Origin of the sequence: Streptomyces phaeofaciens (assembly GCF_014648915.1) — a bacterium.
Classification (GTDB): Bacteria; Actinomycetota; Actinomycetes; order Streptomycetales; family Streptomycetaceae; genus Streptomyces; species Streptomyces phaeofaciens.
Window position 1 is genome coordinate 23,222 of the sequence record NZ_BMSA01000013.1, and the last position, 21,289, is coordinate 44,510.

Annotated in this window: 19 protein-coding genes; 10 read left to right on the forward strand and 9 right to left on the reverse strand. The window is 71.5% G+C overall.

From position 1 onward, the window contains the following. Positions 1 to 14 precede the first annotated feature (14 nt). On the forward strand, positions 15 to 1,028 hold the full coding sequence (locus tag IE275_RS21845) for a DNA-3-methyladenine glycosylase family protein (protein WP_189713034.1): 1,014 nt from the start codon (positions 15 to 17) through the stop codon (positions 1,026 to 1,028). Between the two features lie 201 nt (positions 1,029 to 1,229). Here the strand turns inward: IE275_RS21845 and manB are convergent, their stop codons facing one another. Both manB and IE275_RS21855 read right to left on the reverse strand, forming a co-directional pair. Beyond that, positions 1,230 to 2,312 carry a mannose-1-phosphate guanylyltransferase gene (gene manB / locus IE275_RS21850; protein WP_189713035.1) on the reverse strand — a complete coding sequence of 361 codons (1,083 nt, stop codon included), beginning with the start codon at positions 2,310 to 2,312 and terminating at the stop codon, positions 1,230 to 1,232. A 174-nt stretch (positions 2,313 to 2,486) separates the two neighbouring features. Then, positions 2,487 to 4,118 (reverse strand): peptidoglycan recognition protein family protein, encoded by a 1,632-nt coding sequence (locus IE275_RS21855; RefSeq protein ID WP_189713036.1) that lies wholly within the window; start codon positions 4,116 to 4,118, stop codon positions 2,487 to 2,489. A 161-nt stretch (positions 4,119 to 4,279) separates the two neighbouring features. Between IE275_RS21855 and IE275_RS21860 the strand changes: the two genes are divergently transcribed. From IE275_RS21860 to IE275_RS21875, 4 genes are all read left to right on the forward strand, one after another. Continuing rightward, entirely contained in the window at positions 4,280 to 5,038 is a 759-nt protein-coding gene (locus IE275_RS21860) for a TIGR03089 family protein (RefSeq protein WP_189713037.1), read from the forward strand. 450 nt (positions 5,039 to 5,488) lie between these two features. After that, complete coding sequence (locus IE275_RS21865; protein ID WP_189713038.1) at positions 5,489 to 6,706, forward strand: LCP family protein; 1,218 nt, start codon at positions 5,489 to 5,491, stop codon at positions 6,704 to 6,706. Between the two features lie 265 nt (positions 6,707 to 6,971). Further along, positions 6,972 to 8,762 carry an LCP family protein gene (locus tag IE275_RS21870; protein WP_189713039.1) on the forward strand — a complete coding sequence of 597 codons (1,791 nt, stop codon included), beginning with the start codon at positions 6,972 to 6,974 and terminating at the stop codon, positions 8,760 to 8,762. Between the two features lie 87 nt (positions 8,763 to 8,849). Then, positions 8,850 to 10,493 (forward strand): LCP family protein, encoded by a 1,644-nt coding sequence (locus IE275_RS21875; RefSeq protein ID WP_229870439.1) that lies wholly within the window; start codon positions 8,850 to 8,852, stop codon positions 10,491 to 10,493. Between the two features lie 35 nt (positions 10,494 to 10,528). On the opposite strand, the gene IE275_RS21880 is transcribed toward IE275_RS21875, so the two are convergent. Beyond that, positions 10,529 to 11,557, reverse strand: a complete 1,029-nt coding sequence (locus tag IE275_RS21880; protein ID WP_189713040.1) for a glycosyltransferase family 2 protein — start codon at positions 11,555 to 11,557, stop codon at positions 10,529 to 10,531. A gap of 132 nt (positions 11,558 to 11,689) precedes the next feature. Between IE275_RS21880 and IE275_RS21885 the strand changes: the two genes are divergently transcribed. Next, a complete protein-coding gene (locus IE275_RS21885) occupies positions 11,690 to 13,144 on the forward strand; it encodes an LCP family protein (RefSeq protein ID WP_189713041.1) in 1,455 nt (484 codons plus the stop codon). A 109-nt stretch (positions 13,145 to 13,253) separates the two neighbouring features. Then, positions 13,254 to 13,616, forward strand: coding sequence for a four-helix bundle copper-binding protein (locus IE275_RS21890; RefSeq protein WP_189713042.1), 363 nt, complete (start codon positions 13,254 to 13,256; stop codon positions 13,614 to 13,616). A gap of 55 nt (positions 13,617 to 13,671) precedes the next feature. On the opposite strand, the gene IE275_RS21895 is transcribed toward IE275_RS21890, so the two are convergent. Next, positions 13,672 to 14,301 (reverse strand): HAD family hydrolase, encoded by a 630-nt coding sequence (locus IE275_RS21895; RefSeq protein WP_189713043.1) that lies wholly within the window; start codon positions 14,299 to 14,301, stop codon positions 13,672 to 13,674. Next, positions 14,294 to 15,583 carry an LCP family protein gene (locus IE275_RS21900; protein WP_189713044.1) on the reverse strand — a complete coding sequence of 430 codons (1,290 nt, stop codon included), beginning with the start codon at positions 15,581 to 15,583 and terminating at the stop codon, positions 14,294 to 14,296. The genes IE275_RS21895 and IE275_RS21900 overlap by 8 nt, the downstream gene beginning before the upstream one ends. Positions 15,584 to 15,703: 120 nt before the next feature. Here IE275_RS21900 and IE275_RS21905 point away from each other — a divergent pair, with 120 nt between their 5' ends. Next, positions 15,704 to 16,261, forward strand: coding sequence for an acyl-CoA thioesterase (locus IE275_RS21905; RefSeq protein WP_189713045.1), 558 nt, complete (start codon positions 15,704 to 15,706; stop codon positions 16,259 to 16,261). Positions 16,262 to 16,282: 21 nt separating this feature from the next. Here the strand turns inward: IE275_RS21905 and IE275_RS21910 are convergent, their stop codons facing one another. After that, complete coding sequence (locus IE275_RS21910; protein ID WP_189713046.1) at positions 16,283 to 16,732, reverse strand: SRPBCC family protein; 450 nt, start codon at positions 16,730 to 16,732, stop codon at positions 16,283 to 16,285. Between the two features lie 109 nt (positions 16,733 to 16,841). After that, positions 16,842 to 17,999, reverse strand: a complete 1,158-nt coding sequence (locus IE275_RS21915) for an acyl-CoA dehydrogenase (RefSeq protein ID WP_189713047.1) — start codon at positions 17,997 to 17,999, stop codon at positions 16,842 to 16,844. A gap of 202 nt (positions 18,000 to 18,201) precedes the next feature. On the opposite strand from IE275_RS21915, the gene IE275_RS21920 reads away from it, so the two are divergent. Continuing rightward, positions 18,202 to 19,545, forward strand: a complete 1,344-nt coding sequence (locus IE275_RS21920; RefSeq protein ID WP_189713048.1) for a UDP-glucose dehydrogenase family protein — start codon at positions 18,202 to 18,204, stop codon at positions 19,543 to 19,545. A 266-nt stretch (positions 19,546 to 19,811) separates the two neighbouring features. Here the strand turns inward: IE275_RS21920 and IE275_RS21925 are convergent, their stop codons facing one another. Beyond that, positions 19,812 to 20,318, reverse strand: a complete 507-nt coding sequence (locus tag IE275_RS21925; RefSeq protein ID WP_189713049.1) for a CGNR zinc finger domain-containing protein — start codon at positions 20,316 to 20,318, stop codon at positions 19,812 to 19,814. A 122-nt stretch (positions 20,319 to 20,440) separates the two neighbouring features. Here IE275_RS21925 and IE275_RS21930 point away from each other — a divergent pair, with 122 nt between their 5' ends. Continuing rightward, on the forward strand, positions 20,441 to 20,800 hold the full coding sequence (locus tag IE275_RS21930) for a VOC family protein (RefSeq protein WP_189713050.1): 360 nt from the start codon (positions 20,441 to 20,443) through the stop codon (positions 20,798 to 20,800). Between the two features lie 120 nt (positions 20,801 to 20,920). On the opposite strand, the gene IE275_RS21935 is transcribed toward IE275_RS21930, so the two are convergent. After that, positions 20,921 to 21,280: a MerR family transcriptional regulator gene (locus IE275_RS21935; protein WP_189713051.1), complete on the reverse strand. Its 360-nt coding sequence runs from the start codon at positions 21,278 to 21,280 to the stop codon at positions 20,921 to 20,923. Between the last annotated feature and the right edge of the window lie 9 nt (positions 21,281 to 21,289).

Genomic DNA, 21,289 nt, shown 5'->3' on the forward strand with positions numbered 1-21,289 from the left:
TGAGGACCTCAGCCGTGGCAGGACGATTCTCTCCCCGGCCCACGCGTACGACCGTGCGCGGAGGCGAGGTCGCCGTGCCCGCGGGGCTGCCCCGGCCCACTCGCGCGGTGAGCGGGCGGGTGCGGACCTGGGTGCCGGCGGGGCCGGTCGACCTGGGGCTGGTGCTGGGGCCGCTGCGGCGGGGGCCCGCCGATCCCACGTTCCGGGCGATGCCGGACGGGTCCGTGTGGCGGGCCAGTCTGACGCACACCGGACCCGGGACCCTGCGGGTCTCGGTGGACCCGGGCGGCGGTGCCGTACGGGGCGAGGCGTGGGGGCCCGGGGCGGAGTGGCTGCTGGAGGGGATGCCGGATCTGCTCGGCGCCTCGGACGATCCGGAGGCGTTCGCGCCACGGCACCGGGTGGTGGCGACGGCACGGCATCGGCGACCGGGGTTGCGGCTGACGCGCACCGGGCTGGTGCTGGAGTCGTTGATCCCGTCGGTTCTGGAGCAGAAGGTCACGACGGACGAGGCGTACCGGGCGTGGCGGTCGCTGGTGCGGAAGTTCGGGGAGCCGGCGCCGGGGCCCGCGGCGGGCGGGCGGCTGTGGGTGATGCCGGCGCCTCGGACGTGGGCGCTGATTCCGTCCTGGGAGTGGCACCGGGCGGGGGTCGACAACAAGCGGGCGTCGACGATTCTGCGGGCGGTCCGGGTCGCGGGCCGGCTGGAGGAGGCCATGGGGCTGGAGGCGGGTGCGGCGCAGGCCCGGCTGGAGGTGGTGCCGGGGATCGGGCCGTGGACGTCGGCCGAGACGGTGCAGCGCAGTCATGGGGCGGCGGACGCGGTGACGGTGGGCGATCTGCATCTGCCGGGCATCGTGGGGTGGGCGCTGGCCGGGAACCGTGAGGCGGACGACGCGGCGATGCTGGAGCTGCTGGAGCCGTATGCCGGGCAGCGGCATCGGGCGGCCCGGTTGATCCTGCTGAGCGGGCGGGTCCCGGCACGGCGGGCGCCGCGGATGCCTCGGGGGGACATCGGGAAGCTGTGAGGCGTGCGCGGAGAAGCCTCTCCGCGCGCCCTCTCCTCGCGCCCGCCGGGCCTCGCGCCGAACGCCCGCCGGGCCTCGCGCCGAACGCCGGTCGGGCCTCGTGCCGAACGCCGGTCAGGTCGTGGGGCGACCCGCCGGCGTTCGGACGCAGGGCCCTCCGGGCCACCGGTCGTACGGGCCACCGGTCGGAGGGGAAGCGGGCTACTGGTCCGAGGAGAAGCGGACCGCTCCCGCCGGGATCTGGGCGTCGCACCAGATGCGGGCACCCTCGCGGAGTTCGTTGTCGGGGCCGATGATCGCGCCGTCGCCGATCACCGTGCCGGTGAGGACCGAGCGTTCGCCGACCCGGGCACGGGTGCCGATGAGGGAGTCGGTGATGACCGCGCCGGGCTCGATGACGGCGCCGGGCAGGATCGTCGAGCCGAAGACCCGCGCGCCCTCCGCCACGAACGCGCCCTCGCCGACCACCGTGCCGCCGGTCAGCTTCGCGTCCGCCGCGACGATCGCCGTCGGCAGGATCAGACGGTCGCCGCAGCGGCCGGGAACGGCGGGCGACGGGGCCCGGCCGAGGACGAGGTCCGCCGAGCCGCGGACGAAGGCGGCCGGTGTGCCCAGGTCCAGCCAGTACGTCGAGTCCACCATGCCCTGGAGGTGGGCCCCGGCGGACAGGAGGTCGGGGAACGTCTCCCGCTCGACCGAGACCGGGCGGCCCAGGGGGATCGTGTCGATGACCGAACGGCGGAACACGTACGCGCCCGCGTTGATCTGGTCGGTGACGATCTCCTCGGGTGTCTGGGGTTTCTCCAGGAAGGCGAGGACCTTGCCCGTGTCGTCGGTGGGTACCAGGCCGTAGGCCCGGGGGTCCGTCACCTTCGTCAGGTGGAGGGAGACGTCCGCGCGCGTCGTCTCGTGCGTCGCCACCAGGCGTCTGATGTCCAGGCCCGTGAGGATGTCGCCGTTGAAGACCAGCACCGGGTCGTCGGGACCCGAGTGCAGCCGGGACGCCACGTTGCGGATGGCGCCGCCGGTGCCGAGGGGCTCGTCCTCCGTGACGTACTCGATGTGGAGGCCCAGCGACGAGCCGTCACCGAAGTGCGGTTCGAAGACCTCGGCCAGATAGCTCGTCGCGAGGACGATGTGGTCAACCCCCGCCGCCTTGGCCCGCGCCAGCTGGTGCGTCAGGAACGGCACGCCGGCCGCCCTGACCATGGGCTTGGGCGTGTGCACCGTGAGCGGGCGCAGTCGGGTGCCCTTGCCGCCGACCAGGAGGATCGCTTCTGTCACCTTCGTCTCTGCTTCCTGCCGGGACCGGCCGAACTGTCTATCGGCCGGCCAGTGTATGCAGACCGTGTGTGGCGCCTTCGAGGCCGTGCGGTGTTCCGTCCCAGTCCCAGGAGACTGTCCCCCCGACGGCTGATGAATGTGCCCCCCGCTGAGCGTGCTCCCCGGCCGGCGGCCTCAGCGGCCTTGGTACTTGGCCGCCGTCTTACGGGCCGAGCCGAGCTTGCCGTAGAGCTGCTTGCCTGGGCATTCCGTGGCAAAACCGTCCCGGTGGCCGGAGATCACGTTCAGTCGTACGTTCTTTCCCTTTGGGTAGAGATTGCCACCTGCGGACTTCAGATATGTCTTTCCTTTCGGATTACCCCCGAAGAGACCCAGCTTCCATGCCGTCAGGCCGGCGACCGCCTTCACTGTGGCGGAGCTCGGTTTGGTCGATGTGAACGTGCCGAGAACGGCGATGCCCATGCTGTTGGTGTTGAACCCGAGGGTGTGCGCGCCCAGGACCGCCTTGGCCACCCCACCGGCGCGGCCTTCGTAGATGGTTCCGCACTTGTCGACGACGAAGTTGTAGCCGATGTCCCGCCAGCCCAGGCTTCTGACGTGGTAGCGGTAGATACCGCGAATGACGGAGGGGGCCTGCGAGCACTTGTACGAGTTGCCGGTGGCCGAATGGTGTACGAACGCCGCCTTCACCTTGGTCGTGTAGCGGAAGCCCGCCTCCCGCAGGCTCTCGTCGGCGCTCCAGCCGCGGCGCGTGACGATGCGCGGGCGCGGGCCGATGTACGGCTTCGCACGCTGCGCCTGCGTCAGTTCGCTTCCGCGCAGGGCGAGCAGTTCGCTCCGCGTCTGCGCGCGGTCCAGCGCGGGGATCTCCAGCGCGCCGAGCGGGGCGAGGGGGGCGTTGGCGGCGGAGGCGCGCGTCGCCGAGGGGGCGATCGCGGCCCTGACGGCCCGTTCGCCGTAGGACCCGCCGTAGGACCCGCCGTAGGACCTTCCGTAGGGCTCGCCGTAGGACTCGTCATCCGACCCGCCGTACGACTCGCCGTTGGACCCTCCGTACGACTCGCCGTCCGAATCGCCGTAGGACTCGCCGTACGACTGGTCATCCGACCTGCCGTACGACTGGTCATCCGCCCCGCCGTACGGCTCGCCGGCCGGTGTCCGGGAAGCCTCGGTCTCCTCGCGCGCGACGGCCGGTCGGTCCCCGTGCGCCACGGTGGCGGACTCCGGGTCCTTCCCGGGGTCGATCAGTTCCAGGCGCATCCCGCCGGGGAGCGGGACGGTGGTCGTGCGGGTGCGGATGCCCCGGCCGGTCTCCTCGGTGCGGCGGGCCGCGTCGGGGCGGACGCGGACCTCGACGCCGTCGGAATCACCCACCCAGAGCGGGGCGGTGGCCCCCCGGACGTGGCCGGAGACGCGCTCGGCGGTGTCCGGGTCGGCGCCATGGTCGGCGTAGTGGGTCTCGACGTCCTGCCAGCCGGACCAGGTGCCGGTGCCGGCCGCGCGGGTGCGGACCTGGACCGTGCCGAGGAGTTCGGCGTCCGGGTTGTCCCAGACGACGCCGAGGAGCGAGAAGGGGGACACGTCCCGGCGCGGCACGCCCTGTTCGGCGGCGCCGAGGGCACGGTCGCGGGTGAGTGGGGTGAGGGGCAGCGACTGGGTGCTGCCTGAGAGGTCGGGGGCGACGACGGGCGCCACCTCCGCGCTCGGCGCCGGTCGCGCCGTCGCCGCGGTGGCGGGCGGCGTCAGGGGGAGGGCGAGAGCCGCCGCACACGTGACGCCGATCGAAGAAGTGAGCAATCCACGCATGCCAACGATCCTGGACATAGCCATACATATCTGTCCATTGGGGAGTTGACGGGCTGTCGGGAGCGTTCCGCCGAACCGGTGGCGCGACGGCCCGGGGCGTTCGGCCGAACCGGTGGCCCGGTGGTGGGAGGTGCGGCGGGGCGGCGCGTACGCTTGCGCGGGTGAACGCCACCGATCGCACCCCTGCCGACCTGCTGCGTTCCGCGCTCGCCGCGGATCCGGCGCGCCCCCTGGTGACTTTCTACGACGACGCCACGGGCGAGCGGGTCGAACTGTCCGTGGCCACCTTCGCCAACTGGGTGGCCAAGACCTCGAACCTCCTTCAGGACGGACTCTCCGCGGAGCCCGGCGACCGGGTCGCGCTGCTGCTGCCCGCGCACTGGCAGACGGCGGTCTGGCTGCTGGCGTGCGCCTCGACCGGTGTGGTCGCGGACGTCGGCGGAGATCCCGCGCGGGCCGACTTCGTCGTGGCCGGACCCGGGGAGTTCGACGCGGGGCTGGCCTGCCGCGGGGACCGGTACGCGCTGTCGCTCGCACCGCTCGGCCGGCGGTTCGTGCCGTCGCCGCCGCAGGGGTACGCCGACTACGCCGTGGAAGTCCCCACCCACGGGGACCGCTTCGCGCCGTACGCGCCCGTGGACCCCGAGGCGCCCGCGCTGGTCGTGGCCGGGGCCGAGTTCACCGGGGCGGAGGTCGTGGAGCGGGCCCGCGCCGAGGCGGCGGGACTGGGCCTGACCGGCCCCGGCTCCCGGCTGCTGTCGGGACTGCCGTACGACACCTGGGAGGGGCTGAGCGCCGGGCTGTACGGTCCGCTCGCGAGCGGCGGCTCGGTCGTCCTGTGCCGGAACCTGGACCAGCTGTCCGAGGAGGGCCTCGCCCAGCGCATCGAGAGCGAACGGGTCACGGCGACGGCCCGCTAGGCCCTGTCCGGCCCGGGCCCTGTCCACCCGGGCCCTGTCCGGCCCAGGTCCCGGGCGACCCAAGCCCTGCCCGCCCCAGGGCCTGTCCGAGCCAGGCCCTTGTCCGGCCCAACCCCTGCCCGACCCAGGACCGGGGCGACCCAGGACCCGCCGTCCGGATCCTGCCGCCCGCCGCAGGGCCCGGCCCACACTTCCCTGCCGCGCACCACCGGGCCCGGCCCGCACCCCCTGCCGCCCATCGCGGGCCCCGGCCCGCACAGCCGGCCCCGAAGGCACCGCCACGCCGGCCGACCCGATCCGGGCGACGAACCCCGGTCCGACCCCGGCCCCCGCGGTCCTCACCCGTTCGGCCCACCCCCACCCGCACCCCACGCCCCCGACCCCCCATGGTCGTAGGAGGGACAGCACGACCCGCTCGTACCGCCGGACGTGGGAGGGGTGGATCCAGCCGTGGGCGATTCCAAGGGATCGAGGCGGCCCCTCGGGCCGGGGACGGGGGCCTCCGCCGACGGGCGGGGGCTGATACGCCGGCGTCGGCGGCGCTGGTTGCGGTACGGGGCGGCCGCGGCGACCCTCCTCGTCGCGGGGGTCGGCCTCGCCGGATGGGCGCTCTACGCCAAGCTCGACGGGAACATCACCGCCGACGAGGCGGCCGCGGCGGAGCTGGAGCGGTACGCGAAGGAGCGGCCGGCCTCACTGGTGAAGGACGCCCAGAACATCCTGCTGATCGGGTCCGACTCGCGCGCGGGCGACGGCAACGCCGCCTACGGACGGGACTCGGGGACCGAACGCTCGGACACCGTGATCCTGCTGCACCTGGCCGCCGGGCGGCACAGCGCCACCGCCGTCTCCCTGCCCCGCGACCTGATGGTGGACGTACCGGCCTGCCTCAAACCGGACGGGACCCGGACCGAGCCGATGTTCGCGATGTTCAACTACGCCTTCGAGACCGGCGGGTCGGCCTGCACGATCCGGACCGTGGAGAAGCTGACCGGGGTGCGCATCGACCATCACATGGTCGTCGACTTCAGCGGCTTCAAGGAGATGGTGGACGCCGTCGACGGCGTCCAGGTGTGCCTGACGGCGCCGGTCGTGGACAAGGCCGCCAAGCTGCGGCTGCCCGCGGGGCGGGTGACGCTCGACGGGGAGCAGGCGCTGGCGTACGTCCGGGCGCGCAAGTCGCTGGGCAACGGCAGCGACACCGACCGGATGGACCGGCAGCAGCGTTTCCTCGGGGCGCTCGTCAACAAGGTGCAGAGCACGGACGTCCTGCTGAATCCGGCGAAGCTGTATCCGGTGCTGGACGCGGCCACGTCCTCCCTCACCACCGACCCGGATCTGGCGAGTCTGCGCGGGCTCTACGAACTCGTGCGCGGGCTGCGCGACATCAGCACCGAAAATGTGCAATTCATGACCGTTCCTCGGGAGTCGTACGTCTACAACGCGAATCGCGACCAACTCGTGGAGCCCGAGGCGGAAAAACTCTTCGAACGGCTGCGCACCGACACACCGGTGGTGGTTTCTCAGGAACTTCCCATGAAAACCAGCTCCCCGGAGCCGGGCGACCACGGTCCGTACGGGGTGCGGGCGGCGTCACGCGAGGTTTCACCCACTCCGCCCGCTCCCACGTTCCGCGGGAACACCGCCGCCGAGGACAGCTGCGGGTAAAGCGGTTACCAAACCGTTCGCCGAGGACGAACTCCAGTTCAAAGAAATGCGCCGGATTGCCCGGTTGTAGGGAAGTGGAATTTGTCACGGGCGTCGCTCCACGTCGAACCGGGCGGATAGTGTGAGCGACCCGGTGCACCCGGCCGCGAGGTCTGTCCTGGTGCCGTGTACCGAGCGACCGAGTGAAACTGAGTGAGCGTGACGACCCGAGCGTCTCTTGAGGGGGAGAGGCGCCGCGTGGCCCCGACGGAGGATTCGGACAACCGTGGACGCGCAAGGCCGTGGGCGGGCGGACAACATCGACCCCGCAGACCAGTGGGTACTCAATCCGGACACCGGCGAATACGAACTGCGACTGAGTCCTTCCGCACCGCAATCGTCGGTGCCCGGACCTCGTAGAGCCGCCTCCCGCGCGCAGGCCCCGGCCGGCGCCGGAGGGCAGGGCGCGGCGCGCGGCCGTCCGGCGGCGCCTCAGCGGGAGCCGGAGCCGGAGTCGGACTCGCCCGAGGGGGCACCGGGCCGGGTCCCGGGGCCGCGCCGTCGGCGGGGCGCGCCGGAGGAACCGCCGAACCGGCGTGGCCGCCGGCCGGCGAAGAAGAAGTCGAGGGCGAAGAAGATCCTGCTGTGGACCGGCGGGACCATGGCCTTCGTGCTGGTGGGTACGGCCGGTGCGGCCTACCTCTATCTCCAGCACCTCAACGACAACATCACGTCCGTCTCCGACGACGGTGCGAGCACCGGCGGCTTCAGCACGGACAAGGCGATCAACATCCTGCTGATCGGCACCGACAAGCGCACCGGCTCCGGGAACAAGGGCTACGGCGACGCCAACAGCGTCGGCCACGCGGACACCACGATCCTGCTGCACGTCTCCAAGGACCGGACGAACGCGACCGCGCTGAGCATCCCGCGCGACCTGATCGTGGACGTCCCGGACTGCCCGACCACGCAGGAGGACGGCAGCACGAAGGTGATCGCGGGCACCGAGGGCGTCCGCTTCAACACCAGCCTGGGCCAGGAGGAGCGCACGCCGAGCTGCACCGTGCGCACGGTCACCGAGCTGACCGGGATCCAGGCCGACAACTTCATGGTGGCCGACTTCAACGCGGTGAAGACCCTGACCTCGGCGGTCGGCGGGGTCGAGGTCTGTCTGGCCAAGGACATCGACGACCCGGACTCCCATCTGAAGCTGTCCAAGGGCACCCACACCATCGAGGGCGAGCAGGCGCTGGCCTTCGTGCGCACCCGGCACTCGGTGGGCTTCGGCGGCGACCTGAGCCGGATCGAGATCCAGCAGCAGTTCCTCAGCGCGCTGATGCGCAAGCTCAAGTCGAACGACACCCTCACCAGCCCCACCAAGATGCTCAAGCTTGCGGAGGCCGGCACCAAGGCGCTGACCGTCGACTCCCAGCTGGACAGCATCGGCAAGCTCAAGGACCTCGGTCTGGAGCTGGGCAAGCTCAACATCAAGAACCTGACCTTCACCACCGTGCCGGTGGTCGACAACCCGGCGGAGAAGGTCAAGGCCACCGTCGTCCTCGACGAATCGACGGCGCCGACCGTCTTCCAGATGATGCAGGACGACGTCTCCTTCACCGAGGTGAAGGAGAAGGCCGAGGCGTCCAAGGACGCGGCGGCGGCAGAGGCCGCGAAGCGGCTCAAGGGCACCAAGTCGGCCGCCTCGGAGATCCGGGTCCAGGTCATGAACGGCGGCGCCCCGGCCGGCAGCGCACAGGAGACTCTCAGCTGGCTCCAGAATGATGAGGGTGTGACGAAGTCCGAGAACGCGGGCAACGCCCCGGCGGAACTGAGCAGGACGACACTGGAGTACGACCCCGACCAGGCGGACCAGGCACGCAAGCTGGCCGACATCATGGGGCTGCCCGGCACCGCGCTGAAGCCTGGCAAGAGTGTCGAGAACTCCCAGGGTCTGCCGACGATGACGCTCACGCTGGGCAAGGACTTCAAGGGCGCGGGCGTCTCGCTGACGGCGACGACGAAGGTGCCGGACACGGTCCAGAAGTCCACGGCGGACAAGGTCCAGTGTGCCAAGTAGGTCATGAGGGGTAACCCTTCGGGCCCGTCGTGCGTCTGACTGGACGCGGGACGGGCCCGTGTCAGGTCGGCGGGGAGGGGCAGGGGAATGGTGGGGAGAAGCGGGGTGCGTGCGGAGGTGCCGGCGGTCGAGGACACGATGTCCCTGACACCGCAGGACGGCGACGCGCCCGAGGACAGCGGCCGGCACGGCGGCAAGGGCGGCGGTGACCGCTCCGCGGATCGCAGGCGCCGTCGTCGACGCGCGTTGCGCTGGTCGGCGAGCGTGCTGGCGGTGGTCATACTCGGGACGGCCGGCGCCGGATACCTCTACTACCAGCACCTCAACGCCAACATCAAGAGCGACGATCTCAACCTCGGCGACGCCAAGGACCGTGCGGCGAAGACCCAGGCCAACGCTGCCGGCCAGACCGCGCTGAACATCCTGCTGATCGGTTCGGACGCCCGGGACTCCGCGGAGAACCAGAAGCTCGGCGGTGCCAGGGACACCTTCGACGGCACCCCGCTCGCGGACGTCCAGATGCTGCTGCACGTCTCGGCGGACCGCACCAACATGTCCGTGGTGAGCATGCCGCGCGACACCCTGATCGACATCCCCAAGTGCACGGATCCCGACACCGGGCAGTCGTACGGGGCGAGCAGCAGGGCGATGACGAACGAGTCCCTGGGCCGCGGCGGCGCCGGCTGCACGGTGGCCACCTGGGAGAAGCTCACCGACATCCACATCGACCACTTCATGATGATCGACTTCTCCGGTGTGGTGTCGATGGCGGACGCCATCGGCGGCGTCCCGGTGTGCGTGGACGCCAACGTCTACTCGCACACCAGCACCGGCAAGGGCTCCGGTCTGAAGCTGGAGGAGGGCACCACCTCCATCAAGGGCAAGCAGGCCCTCCAGTGGCTGCGCACCCGCTACGGCTTCGAGGACGACACCGACCTCGCCCGCGCCAAGGCGCAGCACATGTACATGAACTCGATGGTCCGCGAGCTGCGCGCCAACGCCAAGCTGACCAACCCGAACAAGCTGCGCAAGCTCGCCGAGGCGGCCACGAAGGCGATCACCGTCGACGACGGCCTGGACACCATCACCAAGATGTACGACCTGGCGAACGAGTTGCAGAAGGTGCCCACCGAGCGCATCACGATGACGACGATGCCCAACCGGTACGACACCTACGACACCGGCCGGGTGGTGCCCACCGAGGACGCCGACAAGCTGTTCCGGCTGGTGCGCGAGGACATCGCGCTGGACGGCAAGGACGAGAAGAAGGCCACCGCCAGCCCCTCGCCGACGGTCACCGACACGGCCGTGGCGGACGAGGACATCGCGGTGCAGGTGCACAACAGCACCCGTACCGGCACGCTGGCCCCGGTCAGCGGGCGCGCGTCCGCGGTCACCGGGCTGCTGAAGGACAAGGGCCTCACGGGGGCCGTCGCGGACACCTCCGCGGCCACCTCCGAGGAGACGACGGTGATCCGCTACCCGAGCGCCGACCTCCAGGCCGACGCCCTGCGGGTCGCGAAGGTCCTCGGCATCCCGGCGGGCCAGGTGAAGAAGTCCACCGACGTCTCCGGCGTCACGCTCTTCGTGGGCGGGGACTGGCGGTCCGGCACCAAGTACGAGGCGCCGGACAAGAAGGAGGACGACGACACCACGCCGTCCTCGGCGCAGGCGATGAACGGCGCCGACGAAAGCCAGTGCATGCACGTGGACCCGGCCTACACCTGGTAGACCGGGCCCGGTGAGCCATGCGGGTGCTCAGTGCCTCACGGGGCGCTGAGCACCGCCGGGCGGCGCGAGGCGATGACCTTCCGCGCCAGCGACTTGGGGCTGGTGAGGAAGCCGAACCCCCACGACATGTGCATGGTGGCGAGGGCGACGGGGATCTGGAGCCGTGCCTTCAGCGGCAGCCCCTTGCCGGCCGGCACCGACCCGGCGGCGATCGCCGCGAGGTAGCCGCCGGGGATCAGGAACCCGAGCGGGGTGAGGGCGGCGCCGACCACGATCCCTGCGGCTATCGCGCACACCGCGGTGGGCGGGGCGAGGTAGCGCAGGTTGATGGAGCCCTCGTGGTAGCGGGCGACGACGTGCCGCCAACGCCCGTAGTCCTTGTACTGCTTGGCGAGCGCCTTGACGCTGGGCCGCGGCCGGTACGACACCTTCAGCTCGGGCGAGAACCAGATCAGCCCGCCGGCCTCGCGGATGCGGAAGTTCAGCTCCCAGTCCTGGGCGCGGATGAACTCCACGTTGTAGCCGTCCTGCCGCTCCAGGGCCTCCCGCCGGAAGACACCGAGGTACACGGTCTCGGCGGGGCCCGCCTGGCCGCCGGTGTGGAAGGCGGCGTTGCCGACCCCGATCCTGGAGGTCATCGCGGCGGCCACCGCGTGCTCCCAGTCGTTCTCGCCCTCGGCGTGCATGATGCCGCCGACGTTCTGCGCGCCGGTCTCCTCCAGGAGCCGTACCGCGGTGGCGATGTAGTTCGGGGAGAGGATCCCGTGGCCGTCGACGCGGACGACGACCGGATGGCGGGAGGCCTTGATCGCGGCGTTGAGGGCGGCGGGGGTGCGGCCGGTCGGGTTGGGGACCGTGTGCACGCGCGGGTCGTCTGCCACGAGCCGGGCCGCGATCTCGTCCGTGCGGTCCGTGGACGGACCCAGGGCGATCACGACCTCCATCTCGCCGGCGTACTCCTGCGCGAGGATCGCTTGGACGGCTCCGCGCAGATGCCGCTCCTCGTTGAGGACGGGCATGATGACGGACACGGCGGGGAGCTGCACGTCGGACTTGGCGTTCATAGGGGGATCACGTTACCGCGAACGGGGGACACCGGTGCGCCCCGCCGGGTGCGCTGCCCCGGGCGACAGATCGTACGGGCCTACGGTACTCACGGCTCTCCCCGCCCAGGCCGTCGCCCGGAGGTGTCCCCCATGCCCACCACACCGCCCCGGACCCGGCGCCGCCCGCGGCGCCCCCCGGAACACCCCGTACGCAGGAGGCGCCCCCGTTGGGCCATGCGGGCGGCGACCACGCTCTCCGTCGTCGTCCTCGCCTCGGCCGGGATCGGCCACTCGGTGGTCACCAGCCTCGACGCGGACATCGTCAGAGTGGACCCCTTCAAGGACATGAAGAACCGTCCTCGGGCGGGCCACGGCATGAACCTGCTGCTGGTCGGCACCGACGGCCGGGACCGGATCAGTGAGAGGGAGCGCCGCGCGTTCCGGCTCGGCGGAGCTCCCTGCCACTGCACCGACACGATCATGATCGTGCACATCTCGGAGGACCGGGAGCGGGCGAGCGTGGTCAGTCTGCCGCGCGACTCCTACGCCGAGACGCCCCCGCACACCGACCAGGTCACCGGCGAGGAGCACCACGGGCACCCCATCAAGCTCAACGCGGCGTACGCGGAGGGCGGACCGCAGCTCACCGTGCGCACGGTGGAGAGCATGACGCATGTGAAGATCGACCACTATCTGGAGGTCGACTTCACCAGCTTCATGAAGACGGTGGACGTCGTCGGCGGTGTGAAGGTCTGCACCGCGCAGCCCCTGCGGGACACGTACACGGGTCTGGACCTGGCTCCCGGCACGCACACGCTGCGCGGTGGCGCGGCGCTCCAGTACGTCCGTGCCCGGCACGCCGACGCCTCCTCCGACCTCGGGCGGATGAAGCGCCAGCAGCGGTTCCTGGCCTCGCTGGTGGAGCGGGCCACGTCCTCCGGGATCCTGCTGAACCCGCTGAGGTTCCGGGACGTGACACGGGCGGTGCTGGGGTCGGTCCGGGCGGACCGCGGGTTCGGCACGGACGAACTGCTCGACCTGGGACGGGCGATGCGCACCTTCTCGCCGTCCTCCTCGGAGTTCACGACGGTCCCGATCGGCCGGATGGGCTTCCTGGTCGAGGGCATCGGCTCGACCCTGAAGTGGGACCCGGTGGGGTCCGAGCGTCTCTTCCGGGCCCTGCGCGACGACAAGCCCCTGGCGACGGCGCCGGGCCGGCGCGACGAGCCGGCGGGGCCGCGGGTGGCGGTGGCCCCGGATCGGATCAGCGTGCAGGTGGAGAACGGCACGGCGACCAAGGGGCTCGGCCTGCGCGTCGACACGGCCCTGGCGGCGGCCGGCTTCCGCACCACCCGCCGCCCGGTCGACGCGGCCGGCCAGGCCGTGGAACGTACGGTCGTCGCCTACGACCCGCGCTGGGACCGTTCCGCGCGCTCCCTGGCCGCCGCGCTGCCCGGCAGTGAACTGCGCGCCGTCCCCGGCCTCGGCCCGACCCTGAAGGTGATCGCCGGGGCGGACTTCCGTGAGGTCCGCAGGGTCCGGGTCCAGGAGCCGGTGGGCAAGGAGTCCGAGGTGGTGCGGGGCAGCGAGGTGGGGTGCCCGTGACACCCGCGGGCGTCCGCCGGATGGCGCGCCCGGTCCGGGAGGCGTAGGACGGAAGGGCAGGCAGGGCCCGGGGCCCGCCCGGACCCCCTCTCACCCCCCAGGAGGAGCCATGACCCAGTCCGGATCCATGACGGCCATGAGCAAGGAGATGCAGGACTGCGTCCAGGCGTGCATGTCCTGCCACAGCGTGTGCGAGGAGACCATGAGCTCCTGCATGCAGATGGGCGGCCAGGCCCAGATGCAGATCATGCGCGCGCTCATGGACTGCTCCGAGACGACGCGGATGTGCGCCGACATGATGATGCGGCGCTCGCCCATGGCGACCGAGATGTGCGCGATGTGCGCCAAGGCCTGTGACATGTGTGCCGAGGCGTGTATGTCCATGCCGGACGATCCCCAGATGATGCGCTGCGCCGAGGCGTGTCGTCGCTGCGCCGAGACCTGTCGCACGATGGCGGGCGCCACCATGTGACGCCGTCAGCACGCCGTCGGGGGCACCCGTACGGGTGCCCCCGCGGTGTGCGGTCTCAGGCGAGGAGCGGCGCCAGCTCCCGCTCCAGGTCCGCCGGTTCGCGGTAGTGGACGGCCCGCATGCCCAGCGCGGCCGCGCTCTCCACGTTCTCCGGGGTGTCGTCCACGAAGAGGCACCGCTCGGGCCGTACGCCCGCCCGGGCCGCCGCGAGTTCGAGGATGCGCGGGTCGGGCTTGGCGAGTCCGACGCGGGCGCTGCTGATCACGTGGTCGGCGAGTTCGCCCAGGCCGAGGGTGTCGAGGTCGCGCTCCAGGCCGAGGGTGGCGTTGGAGACGAGGACCAGCGGCACCCGGACCCGGGCCCGGCGCAGCAGGGTCACCACGGCCTCGTCGGCGTGGAAGGGCGACTCCAGCAGGGCGGTGCCGAGGGCCCAGCCCGTCTCGTCGTCCACGAGGGGGGCGAGGCCGCGGGCGATGGACTCCACCCACTCCTGCTCGGTGATCCGGCCCAGCAGGAGCGGGCCGTCGACCTCCGGGGCGAACGCCACCTTCTTGGTGGTGCCCTCGGACAGGCCCGCGGCGCGCTCCAGCGTCTCCAGGTGGGTGGAGTCGAAGTGCCGTATCACGTTGTCGATGTCACACAGGACGGCGTCGAACGGCGGTCTGCCGCCAGGGGTGTCAGCCACTCGACACCGTGACCTTCTCGTCGTTCTTCAGCTGCTCGACCAGCTGCTTCACCTTGGTCTTGTCCCAGACGAGGTTGCCGCCGGTGGAGCCGGAGATCGGCATGTTCATCGACTTGCCGTCGCCGCTGTTGACGCCCTTCATCGCGAAGAACATGGAGCCGAGGTCGTACAGGCCCATGTCCTTGTCGACGATCAGGGTGTCCAGGCCCGCGCTCATGGTCGGGTAGAGCTTGAACGGGTTGAGGACCGTGCCCGGGGTGGCCACCTGGTTGGCGAGGGCGGCGAGGAACTTCTGCTGGTTCTTGGTGCGGTCCAGGTCGGAGCCGGCCAGCGCGTAGCGGGTGCGGACGAAGGCGAGGGCCTCCTCGCCGTCCAGGGTCTGCTTGCCCTTCTTGAAGTCGGCGCCGGACTTGGTGTCCTTGATGTCCTGCGGGATGTCTATCTCGACGCCGCCGACCGAGTCCACGATGTTGGCGAAGCCGGCGAAGCCGATCTCGACGTAGTGGTCGATGTGCAGGCCGGTGTTGAACTCGACGGTCCGCACGAGCAGTTCGGGGCCGTCCTCGGCGTAGGCGGCGTTGAGCTTGGTGTGCCGGCCGGTGCCCTTGTAGGTCTTGCCGGACTCGGAGCCGACGAAGGACGGGATCTCCACGTCCGAGTCGCGCGGCAGCGAGATGAGGGTGTCGCCGTTGGACCCGGTGTGCAGGATCATCATCGAGTCGGTGCGCTTGCCCTCGGCGGAGCCGGTGTGCAGCTTCTTCTTGTCCTCGGCGGACATGCCCTCACGGCTGTCGGAGCCGACGATCAGATAGTTGGTGCCCTCGCCCGCCTCGGGCCGGTCGATGACCTTGGAGAGGTCGACCTCGCGCTTGAGCTTGCCGTCGGCCCAGAAGTAGGTGCTCACGCCCGTCACGACCAGCACGGTCACGACGGTGATCGCGGTCCACTTGATCCGGCGGCGCCAGTCGGGCGCGGGGCGCGTGCCCCCGGTGTACCCGTCACCCGGGCCGCCGGGGCCGCCCGGGCCGCCGGAGCCGCCGTAGACCTGGCCCGAGCTGTAGCCGCTGTCGTACCCGGCCTGCTGGGCGTTGGTGTAGTCGCCGTGCCCCTGACCGTTGACGTACGACGGCTGCTGCGGGACGCCGGCGCCCTGCGGCGGGGCACCGGGGCCACGCCGGACCTGACGCATGACGCGCGCGCTCTCGGGCTGTGCGGCGGCGCTGCCGTTTCCGTACCGGGATCCGCGGTTGTCGTCGGACCATCCCTCGGGCCAATCGTTCATGTCGAACAGTGTGCAGGGCGCGGCTGTGTCCCTTACAAGGGTCGTCGGAAAATCAGCGCCCCGCTGTTGCCAAGCTGACACAAAGTCCCGGCTTGTCCGGCTCGGCATAAGGTGGAGGACATGACAGACCAGGTCACCGCAGCGGAGTCGGGCACGACGGACATCCCGGGCAAGCCCACATCCGCGTCCCGCACCACCCTCAGCCACATCATGACCCACAACGACACCAACCTCCTGGGCACGGTGCACGGCGGTGTGATCATGAAGCTCGTCGACGACGCCGCGGGCGCCGTGGCCGGCCGCCACTCCGGCGGTCCCGCCGTCACCGCGTCCATGGACGAGATGGTGTTCCTGGAGCCGGTCCGCGTCGGTGACCTCGTCCATGTGAAGGCACAGGTCAACTGGACCGGCCGGACCTCGATGGAGGTCGGCGTACGGGTGCTGGCGGAGCGCTGGAACGAGTCGGCGCCGGCCACCCAGGTCGGTTCGGCCTACCTGGTCTTCGCGGCCGTGGACGCGGACGGCAAGCCGCGGGTGGTCCCGCAGGTGGTCCCGGAGACCGAGCGCGACGAGCGCCGCTACCAGGAGGCCCAGATCCGCCGCACCCACCGCCTGGCCCGCCGCCGGGCGATCAGGGAACTGCGCGAGCGCCGGATCGCGGAGGGCTACGAGCACTGAGGACCGGCGTCGCCGCCGCGCTCAGCCGGGCGGGAGCAGCGTCTCCAGCTTGGCGAACGACTGGGTCCAGCCCTCCTCGTGCAGGGCGCGGCGCCGCTCGGTGGCGAAGCCGTCCTGGGTGAGGGTCAGCTCGGTCGAGGCGCCCTCCGAGGCGCGCAGTGCGAGGGTGACGATCGTCTCACGGTCCTCGGGGTCGGGTTCCTCCCAGCGGAAGGTGTACCGCAGGAGCCCCGGCGGGTCGATGTCGAGGAACTCGCCGGCCAGGTGGAACACGTCGCCGTCCGGGGGCCGCATCGTGATGCGGTAGGCCCCGCCCGGCCGGAGGTCGCTCGTCACGTCGGGGATCGTGAAGCCGTCGGGGCCCCACCAGCGGGCCAGCTCCCGCGGCGCGGTCAGGGCCCGGAACACGGCCGGGGGTGCGGCGGGCAGGTGCCGCCGCAGACGCAGCACGAGTCCTTCGTCACGGGCCATCGCGCACCTCCTCCCCCATCGTGGACCGTGCTCGCGCCGTCCACCACACGCACCTCGCCCTCCGGCCGGGAGACGGACGGAGGGCGAGAGGGGCGTGCCGGGGCCGGTGTTACGGCAGGTTGCGGGCCATGACGATCCGCTGGACCTGGTTGGTGCCCTCGTAGATCTGCGTGATCTTGGCGTCGCGCATCATGCGCTCGACCGGGTAGTCACGGGTGTAGCCGTAGCCGCCGAGGAGCTGGACGGCGTCCGTGGTGACCTCCATGGCGACGTCCGAGGCGAAGCACTTGGCGGCGGCGCCCTGGAAGGTGAGGTCGCTGTCGCCGCGCTCGGACTTGGCGGCGGCGGCGTAGGTCAGCTGGCGGGCGGCCTCGATCTTCATGGCCATGTCCGCCAGCATGAACTGGATGCCCTGGAAGTCGGCGATCGGCTTGCCGAACTGCTTGCGCTCCTGGACATAGCCCTTGGCGTAGTCGAACGCACCCTGGGCGACACCGAGCGCCTGGGCGGCGATGGTGATGCGGGTGTGGTCCAGGGTCGCCATGGCCGTGGCGAAGCCGGTGCCCTCCTCGCCGATCATGCGGTCGGCGGGGATGCGGACGTTGTCGAAGTAGACCTCGCGGGTCGGGGAGCCCTTGATGCCGAGCTTCTTCTCCGGGGCGCCGAAGGAGACGCCCGGGTCGGACTTCTCGACGACGAAGGCGGAGATGCCCTTGGAGCGCTTGCTCGGGTCGGTGACGGCCATCACCGTGTAGTAGTCGGAGACACCCGCGTTGGTGATCCAGCGCTTCACACCGTTGAGGATCCAGAAGTCGCCGTCACGGACCGCCTTGGTCTTCATACCGGCCGCGTCGGAGCCGGCGTCCGGCTCGGAGAGGCAGTACGAGAACATCCCGTCGCCCTTGGCCAGCGGCGCGAGGTACTTCTTCTTCAGTTCCTCGGAGCCGGAGAGGATCACCGGGAGCGAGCCGAGCTTGTTCACCGCGGGGATCAGCGAGGACGACACGCAGGCGCGGGCCACCTCCTCGATCACGATCACCGTGGCGAGGGCGTCCGCGCCGGCGCCGCCGTACTCCTCGGGGACGTGCACGGCGTGCAGGTCGCTCGCCACGAGGGCGTCCAGCGCCTCCTGCGGGAAGCGGGCCTCCTCGTCCACCGCGGCGGCGTACGGCGCGATCTTCGCCTCGGCCAGCGAACGGATGGCGTCACGGAGCATGTCGTGCTCCTCGGACGGGCGGTACAGGTCGAAATCAGCCGATCCGGCCAAGGTCTCTCACGCTCCAAGAACGCTCAGGGTGTGCGCGCTAACTACCGTTAAGTAACTCAAATTTTAAGGGCCTGCCCACGCAAGTGATACGTGAGCTGGGCAACAAGGGGAAATGCATCGGGGAAACCGCCCGGTGACGTGCCAGGACGCGCCCCGACTATGCTCAGGCAGCGCATCCCCCGGCATTCTCCCAGGAGCACGCATGAGCCTCAAGATCACCGTGATCGGCACCGGCTATCTCGGCGCCACACACGCCGCGGCCATGGCCGAACTGGGTTTCGAGGTACTCGCCCTGGATGTCGTCAAGGAGAAGATCGAGAAGCTGGAGCGCGGCGAGACCCCGATGTACGAGCCGGGTCTTGAGGACCTGCTGCGCCGGCACGTCGCCGGGATCGAGGGCTCCACCGGGCGGCTGCGCTTCACCCAGGACTGGGCCGAGGTCGGCGCGTTCGGCGACGTCCACTTCGTCTGCGTGAACACCCCGCAGAAGCACGGCGAGTACGCCTGCGACATGTCGTACGTCGAGTCCGCGATCGGCTCGCTCGCCCCGCATCTGACCCGGCCCGCGCTGGTCGTCGGCAAGTCGACCGTACCGGTGGGCTCCGCCGACCGGCTGGCGGCGACGATCGCCGAACTGGCACCGGCCGGCGCGGCGGCCGAGCTGGCCTGGAACCCGGAGTTCCTGCGCGAGGGCTTCGCCGTCGACGACACCCTGCACCCCGACCGGATCGTCGTCGGGGTCCGCAGCGAGCGGGCGGAGAAGCTGCTGCGCGAGGTGTACGCCACCCCGGTCGGGGAGGGGTCGCCGTTCGTGGTCACCGACTTCCCGACGGCGGAGCTGGTGAAGACCGCCGCGAACTCCTTCCTCGCCACCAAGATCTCCTTCATCAACGCGATGGCCGAGGTGTGCGAGGCCGCGGACGGCGACGTGGCGAAGCTGGCCGAGGCCATCGGGTACGACGACCGGATCGGCAAGAAGTTCCTGCGGGCCGGGATCGGCTTCGGCGGCGGCTGTCTGCCCAAGGACATCCGGGCCTTCATGGCGCGGGCCGGTGAGCTGGGCGCCGACCAGGCGCTCACCTTCCTGCGCGAGATCGACTCCATCAACATGCGCCAGCGCGGGCAGATGGTGGAGCTGGCCCGGCAGGCGCTGGGCGGCGGGTCGTTCCTCGGCAAGCGGGTCGCCGTGCTCGGCGCGACCTTCAAGCCGGACTCCGACGACGTCCGGGACTCCCCCGCGCTGAACGTCGCCGGCCAGATACACCTTCAGGGCGGCCAGGTGACCGTCTACGACCCGAAGGGCATGGAGAACGCCCGCCGGGTCTTCCCGACCCTCGGCTACGCCGACTCGGCGCTCGAGGCCGTGCGGGGCGCCGACGTCGTCCTGCACCTGACCGAGTGGCGGGAGTTCCGTGAGCTGGACCCGGCGGAGCTCGGCGACGTCGCGACGACCCGGCTGATCCTCGACGGGCGCAACGCGCTCGACCCGGCGCTGTGGCGCGCGGCGGGCTGGACGTACCGGGCGATGGGCCGTCCGACCGCGTAGGGGCTCCGGCCGCGCGGGACAGGAAATCCGACCGCGCGGGACAGGGAATCCGACCGCGCGGGACAGGGAATCCGACCGCGCGGGACAGGGAATCCGACCGCGCGGCGCAAGGGAGGTCCGGCCGCGCGGGACGTCCGGCCGCGCGGGACGTCCGGCCGCGCGGGAGAAGGGTGACGCCGGTTCGGCCGAGGCTCAGTCGGCCGAACCGGCGTCTGCCTGCATTCTGCCGCACCGGGCCGGTACGTGGCGTAGGAACTCCCTGTGGATCACTCGTCCTTCGCCCGGTAGCGGCGCATCTTGGCGCGGGCCCCGCACACCTGCATGGAGCACCAGCGGCCCCGGCCGGCCGGACTGCGGTCGTAGTACGCCCAGTGGCAGGTGACGGCCTCGCAGGCCTTCAGCCGGTTCCAGGTGCCGGCGACCAGCGCCTCGGCGACGGCCGCCGACACCCGGGAGAGCAGGGGGCCCGGGTCGGCGGGGGCGAGCCGGGCGGAGCCGTCCCCCGGGTCGACGGCCACCAGCAGCGGGGCCGCCGTGAGCAGTTCGCCGAGCGGGGTCACCGCGCGGTGCGGGGCGTGGCCGGCGTGGGCCAGCAGGGCCGCGCGCAGGGACTCGCGCAGCTCACGGGCCGCGGGGAGCTCGTCGTCGGTGAGCCCGAGGCGCGCCCGGCCGTCCGCCGTGTCGAGCGTGTCGGCGCCCGACTCGATGTCCAGCGTGTTGACCAGGGACTCGACCAGGGCCAGGCCTCCCGGCGCGGGCGATCTCTCACTCATGGCCGCACGCTACCTCCCGGTTCGGCAATCCCCTTGCGAGGTTACCTTCACTGCGGGAGCATGGGGTAACGGTTACCGGTTACTCGCACATGCAGGTAACACCGCCTTCGAGGAGGAAAGTCATGGCTCTCGCCGAGCTGGGCGTCGTCGTCCTGGACTGTCCCGACCCGCGCGCGCTCGCCGCGTTCTACTCCGAGGTGCTGGGCGGCACCGTCAAGGGGGACGAGCACTGGGTGGACCTGGAGGTGCCCGGAGGACGGTCGCTGGCCTTCCAGGCCGCCCCCGGGTACGTACCGCCCGCGTGGCCCGCGCCCGAGCACTCCCAGCAGTTCCATCTGGACCTGACCGTCGAGGACCTGGACACGGCCGAGAAGGGCGTGCTGGCGCTGGGCGCCCGGCCGCTGGACACGGAGGACCGCTCGCGCGGCTGGCGTGTGTACGCGGACCCGGCGGGGCACCCCTTCTGTCTGTGCGCCTGCTGATCCGCTCACCGCGCGTCCGCCGACCCAGGAGGGTTCGGATCAGGCCGGCTCCGGTCCGCGGGACACGCCGGCAAGATCCGGAAGAGAGGCCCTGAGCCCCGCCGTCCGGGCGCGGGCCGGTCAGCCGCCCCGCGCCGTGCGGATCACCTCGTCCAGGGTGTCGCGGGAGCGCAGCAGGTCGGCGATCGTGCGGTCGATGCGCTCGCGTTCGGCACCGAGGTCGGCGACCAGTCGGGGGGTGGCGACGGCGGAGGGGCCGCCGTCGGCGTCCCGCATGCAGGGCAGCAGCTGGGCGATCTTCGTGCTGCGCAGGCCCGCCGCGAACAGCTCCTGGATGAGGACGACCCGGTCGACGGCCGCCTCCGGATAGTCCCGGTGCCCGCCGGGCGTCCGGTCGGCCGTCAGCAGGCCCTGGGTCTCGTAGTAGCGCAGGGAGCGCTCGCTGACGTTCGTCCGCCGGGCCAGTTCCCCGATCCGCATCCGCCCTCC

Bases quoted from the DNA above. Each gene is read 5' to 3' on its own strand.
- IE275_RS21855 (WP_189713036.1), bottom strand. From the start codon at position 4,118: ATGCGTGGATTGCTCACTTCTTCGATCGGCGTCACGTGTGCGGCGGCT.
- IE275_RS21875 (WP_229870439.1), top strand. From the start codon at position 8,850: ATGGTGGGGAGAAGCGGGGTGCGTGCGGAGGTGCCGGCGGTCGAGGAC.
- IE275_RS21880 (WP_189713040.1), bottom strand. From the start codon at position 11,557: ATGAACGCCAAGTCCGACGTGCAGCTCCCCGCCGTGTCCGTCATCATG.
- IE275_RS21885 (WP_189713041.1), top strand. From the start codon at position 11,690: ATGCCCACCACACCGCCCCGGACCCGGCGCCGCCCGCGGCGCCCCCCG.
- IE275_RS21890 (WP_189713042.1), top strand. From the start codon at position 13,254: ATGACCCAGTCCGGATCCATGACGGCCATGAGCAAGGAGATGCAGGAC.
- IE275_RS21900 (WP_189713044.1), bottom strand. From the start codon at position 15,583: ATGAACGATTGGCCCGAGGGATGGTCCGACGACAACCGCGGATCCCGG.
- IE275_RS21905 (WP_189713045.1), top strand. From the start codon at position 15,704: ATGACAGACCAGGTCACCGCAGCGGAGTCGGGCACGACGGACATCCCG.
- IE275_RS21910 (WP_189713046.1), bottom strand. From the start codon at position 16,732: ATGGCCCGTGACGAAGGACTCGTGCTGCGTCTGCGGCGGCACCTGCCC.
- IE275_RS21920 (WP_189713048.1), top strand. From the start codon at position 18,202: ATGAGCCTCAAGATCACCGTGATCGGCACCGGCTATCTCGGCGCCACA.
- IE275_RS21925 (WP_189713049.1), bottom strand. From the start codon at position 20,318: ATGAGTGAGAGATCGCCCGCGCCGGGAGGCCTGGCCCTGGTCGAGTCC.
- IE275_RS21930 (WP_189713050.1), top strand. From the start codon at position 20,441: ATGGCTCTCGCCGAGCTGGGCGTCGTCGTCCTGGACTGTCCCGACCCG.
- IE275_RS21935 (WP_189713051.1), bottom strand. From the start codon at position 21,280: ATGCGGATCGGGGAACTGGCCCGGCGGACGAACGTCAGCGAGCGCTCC.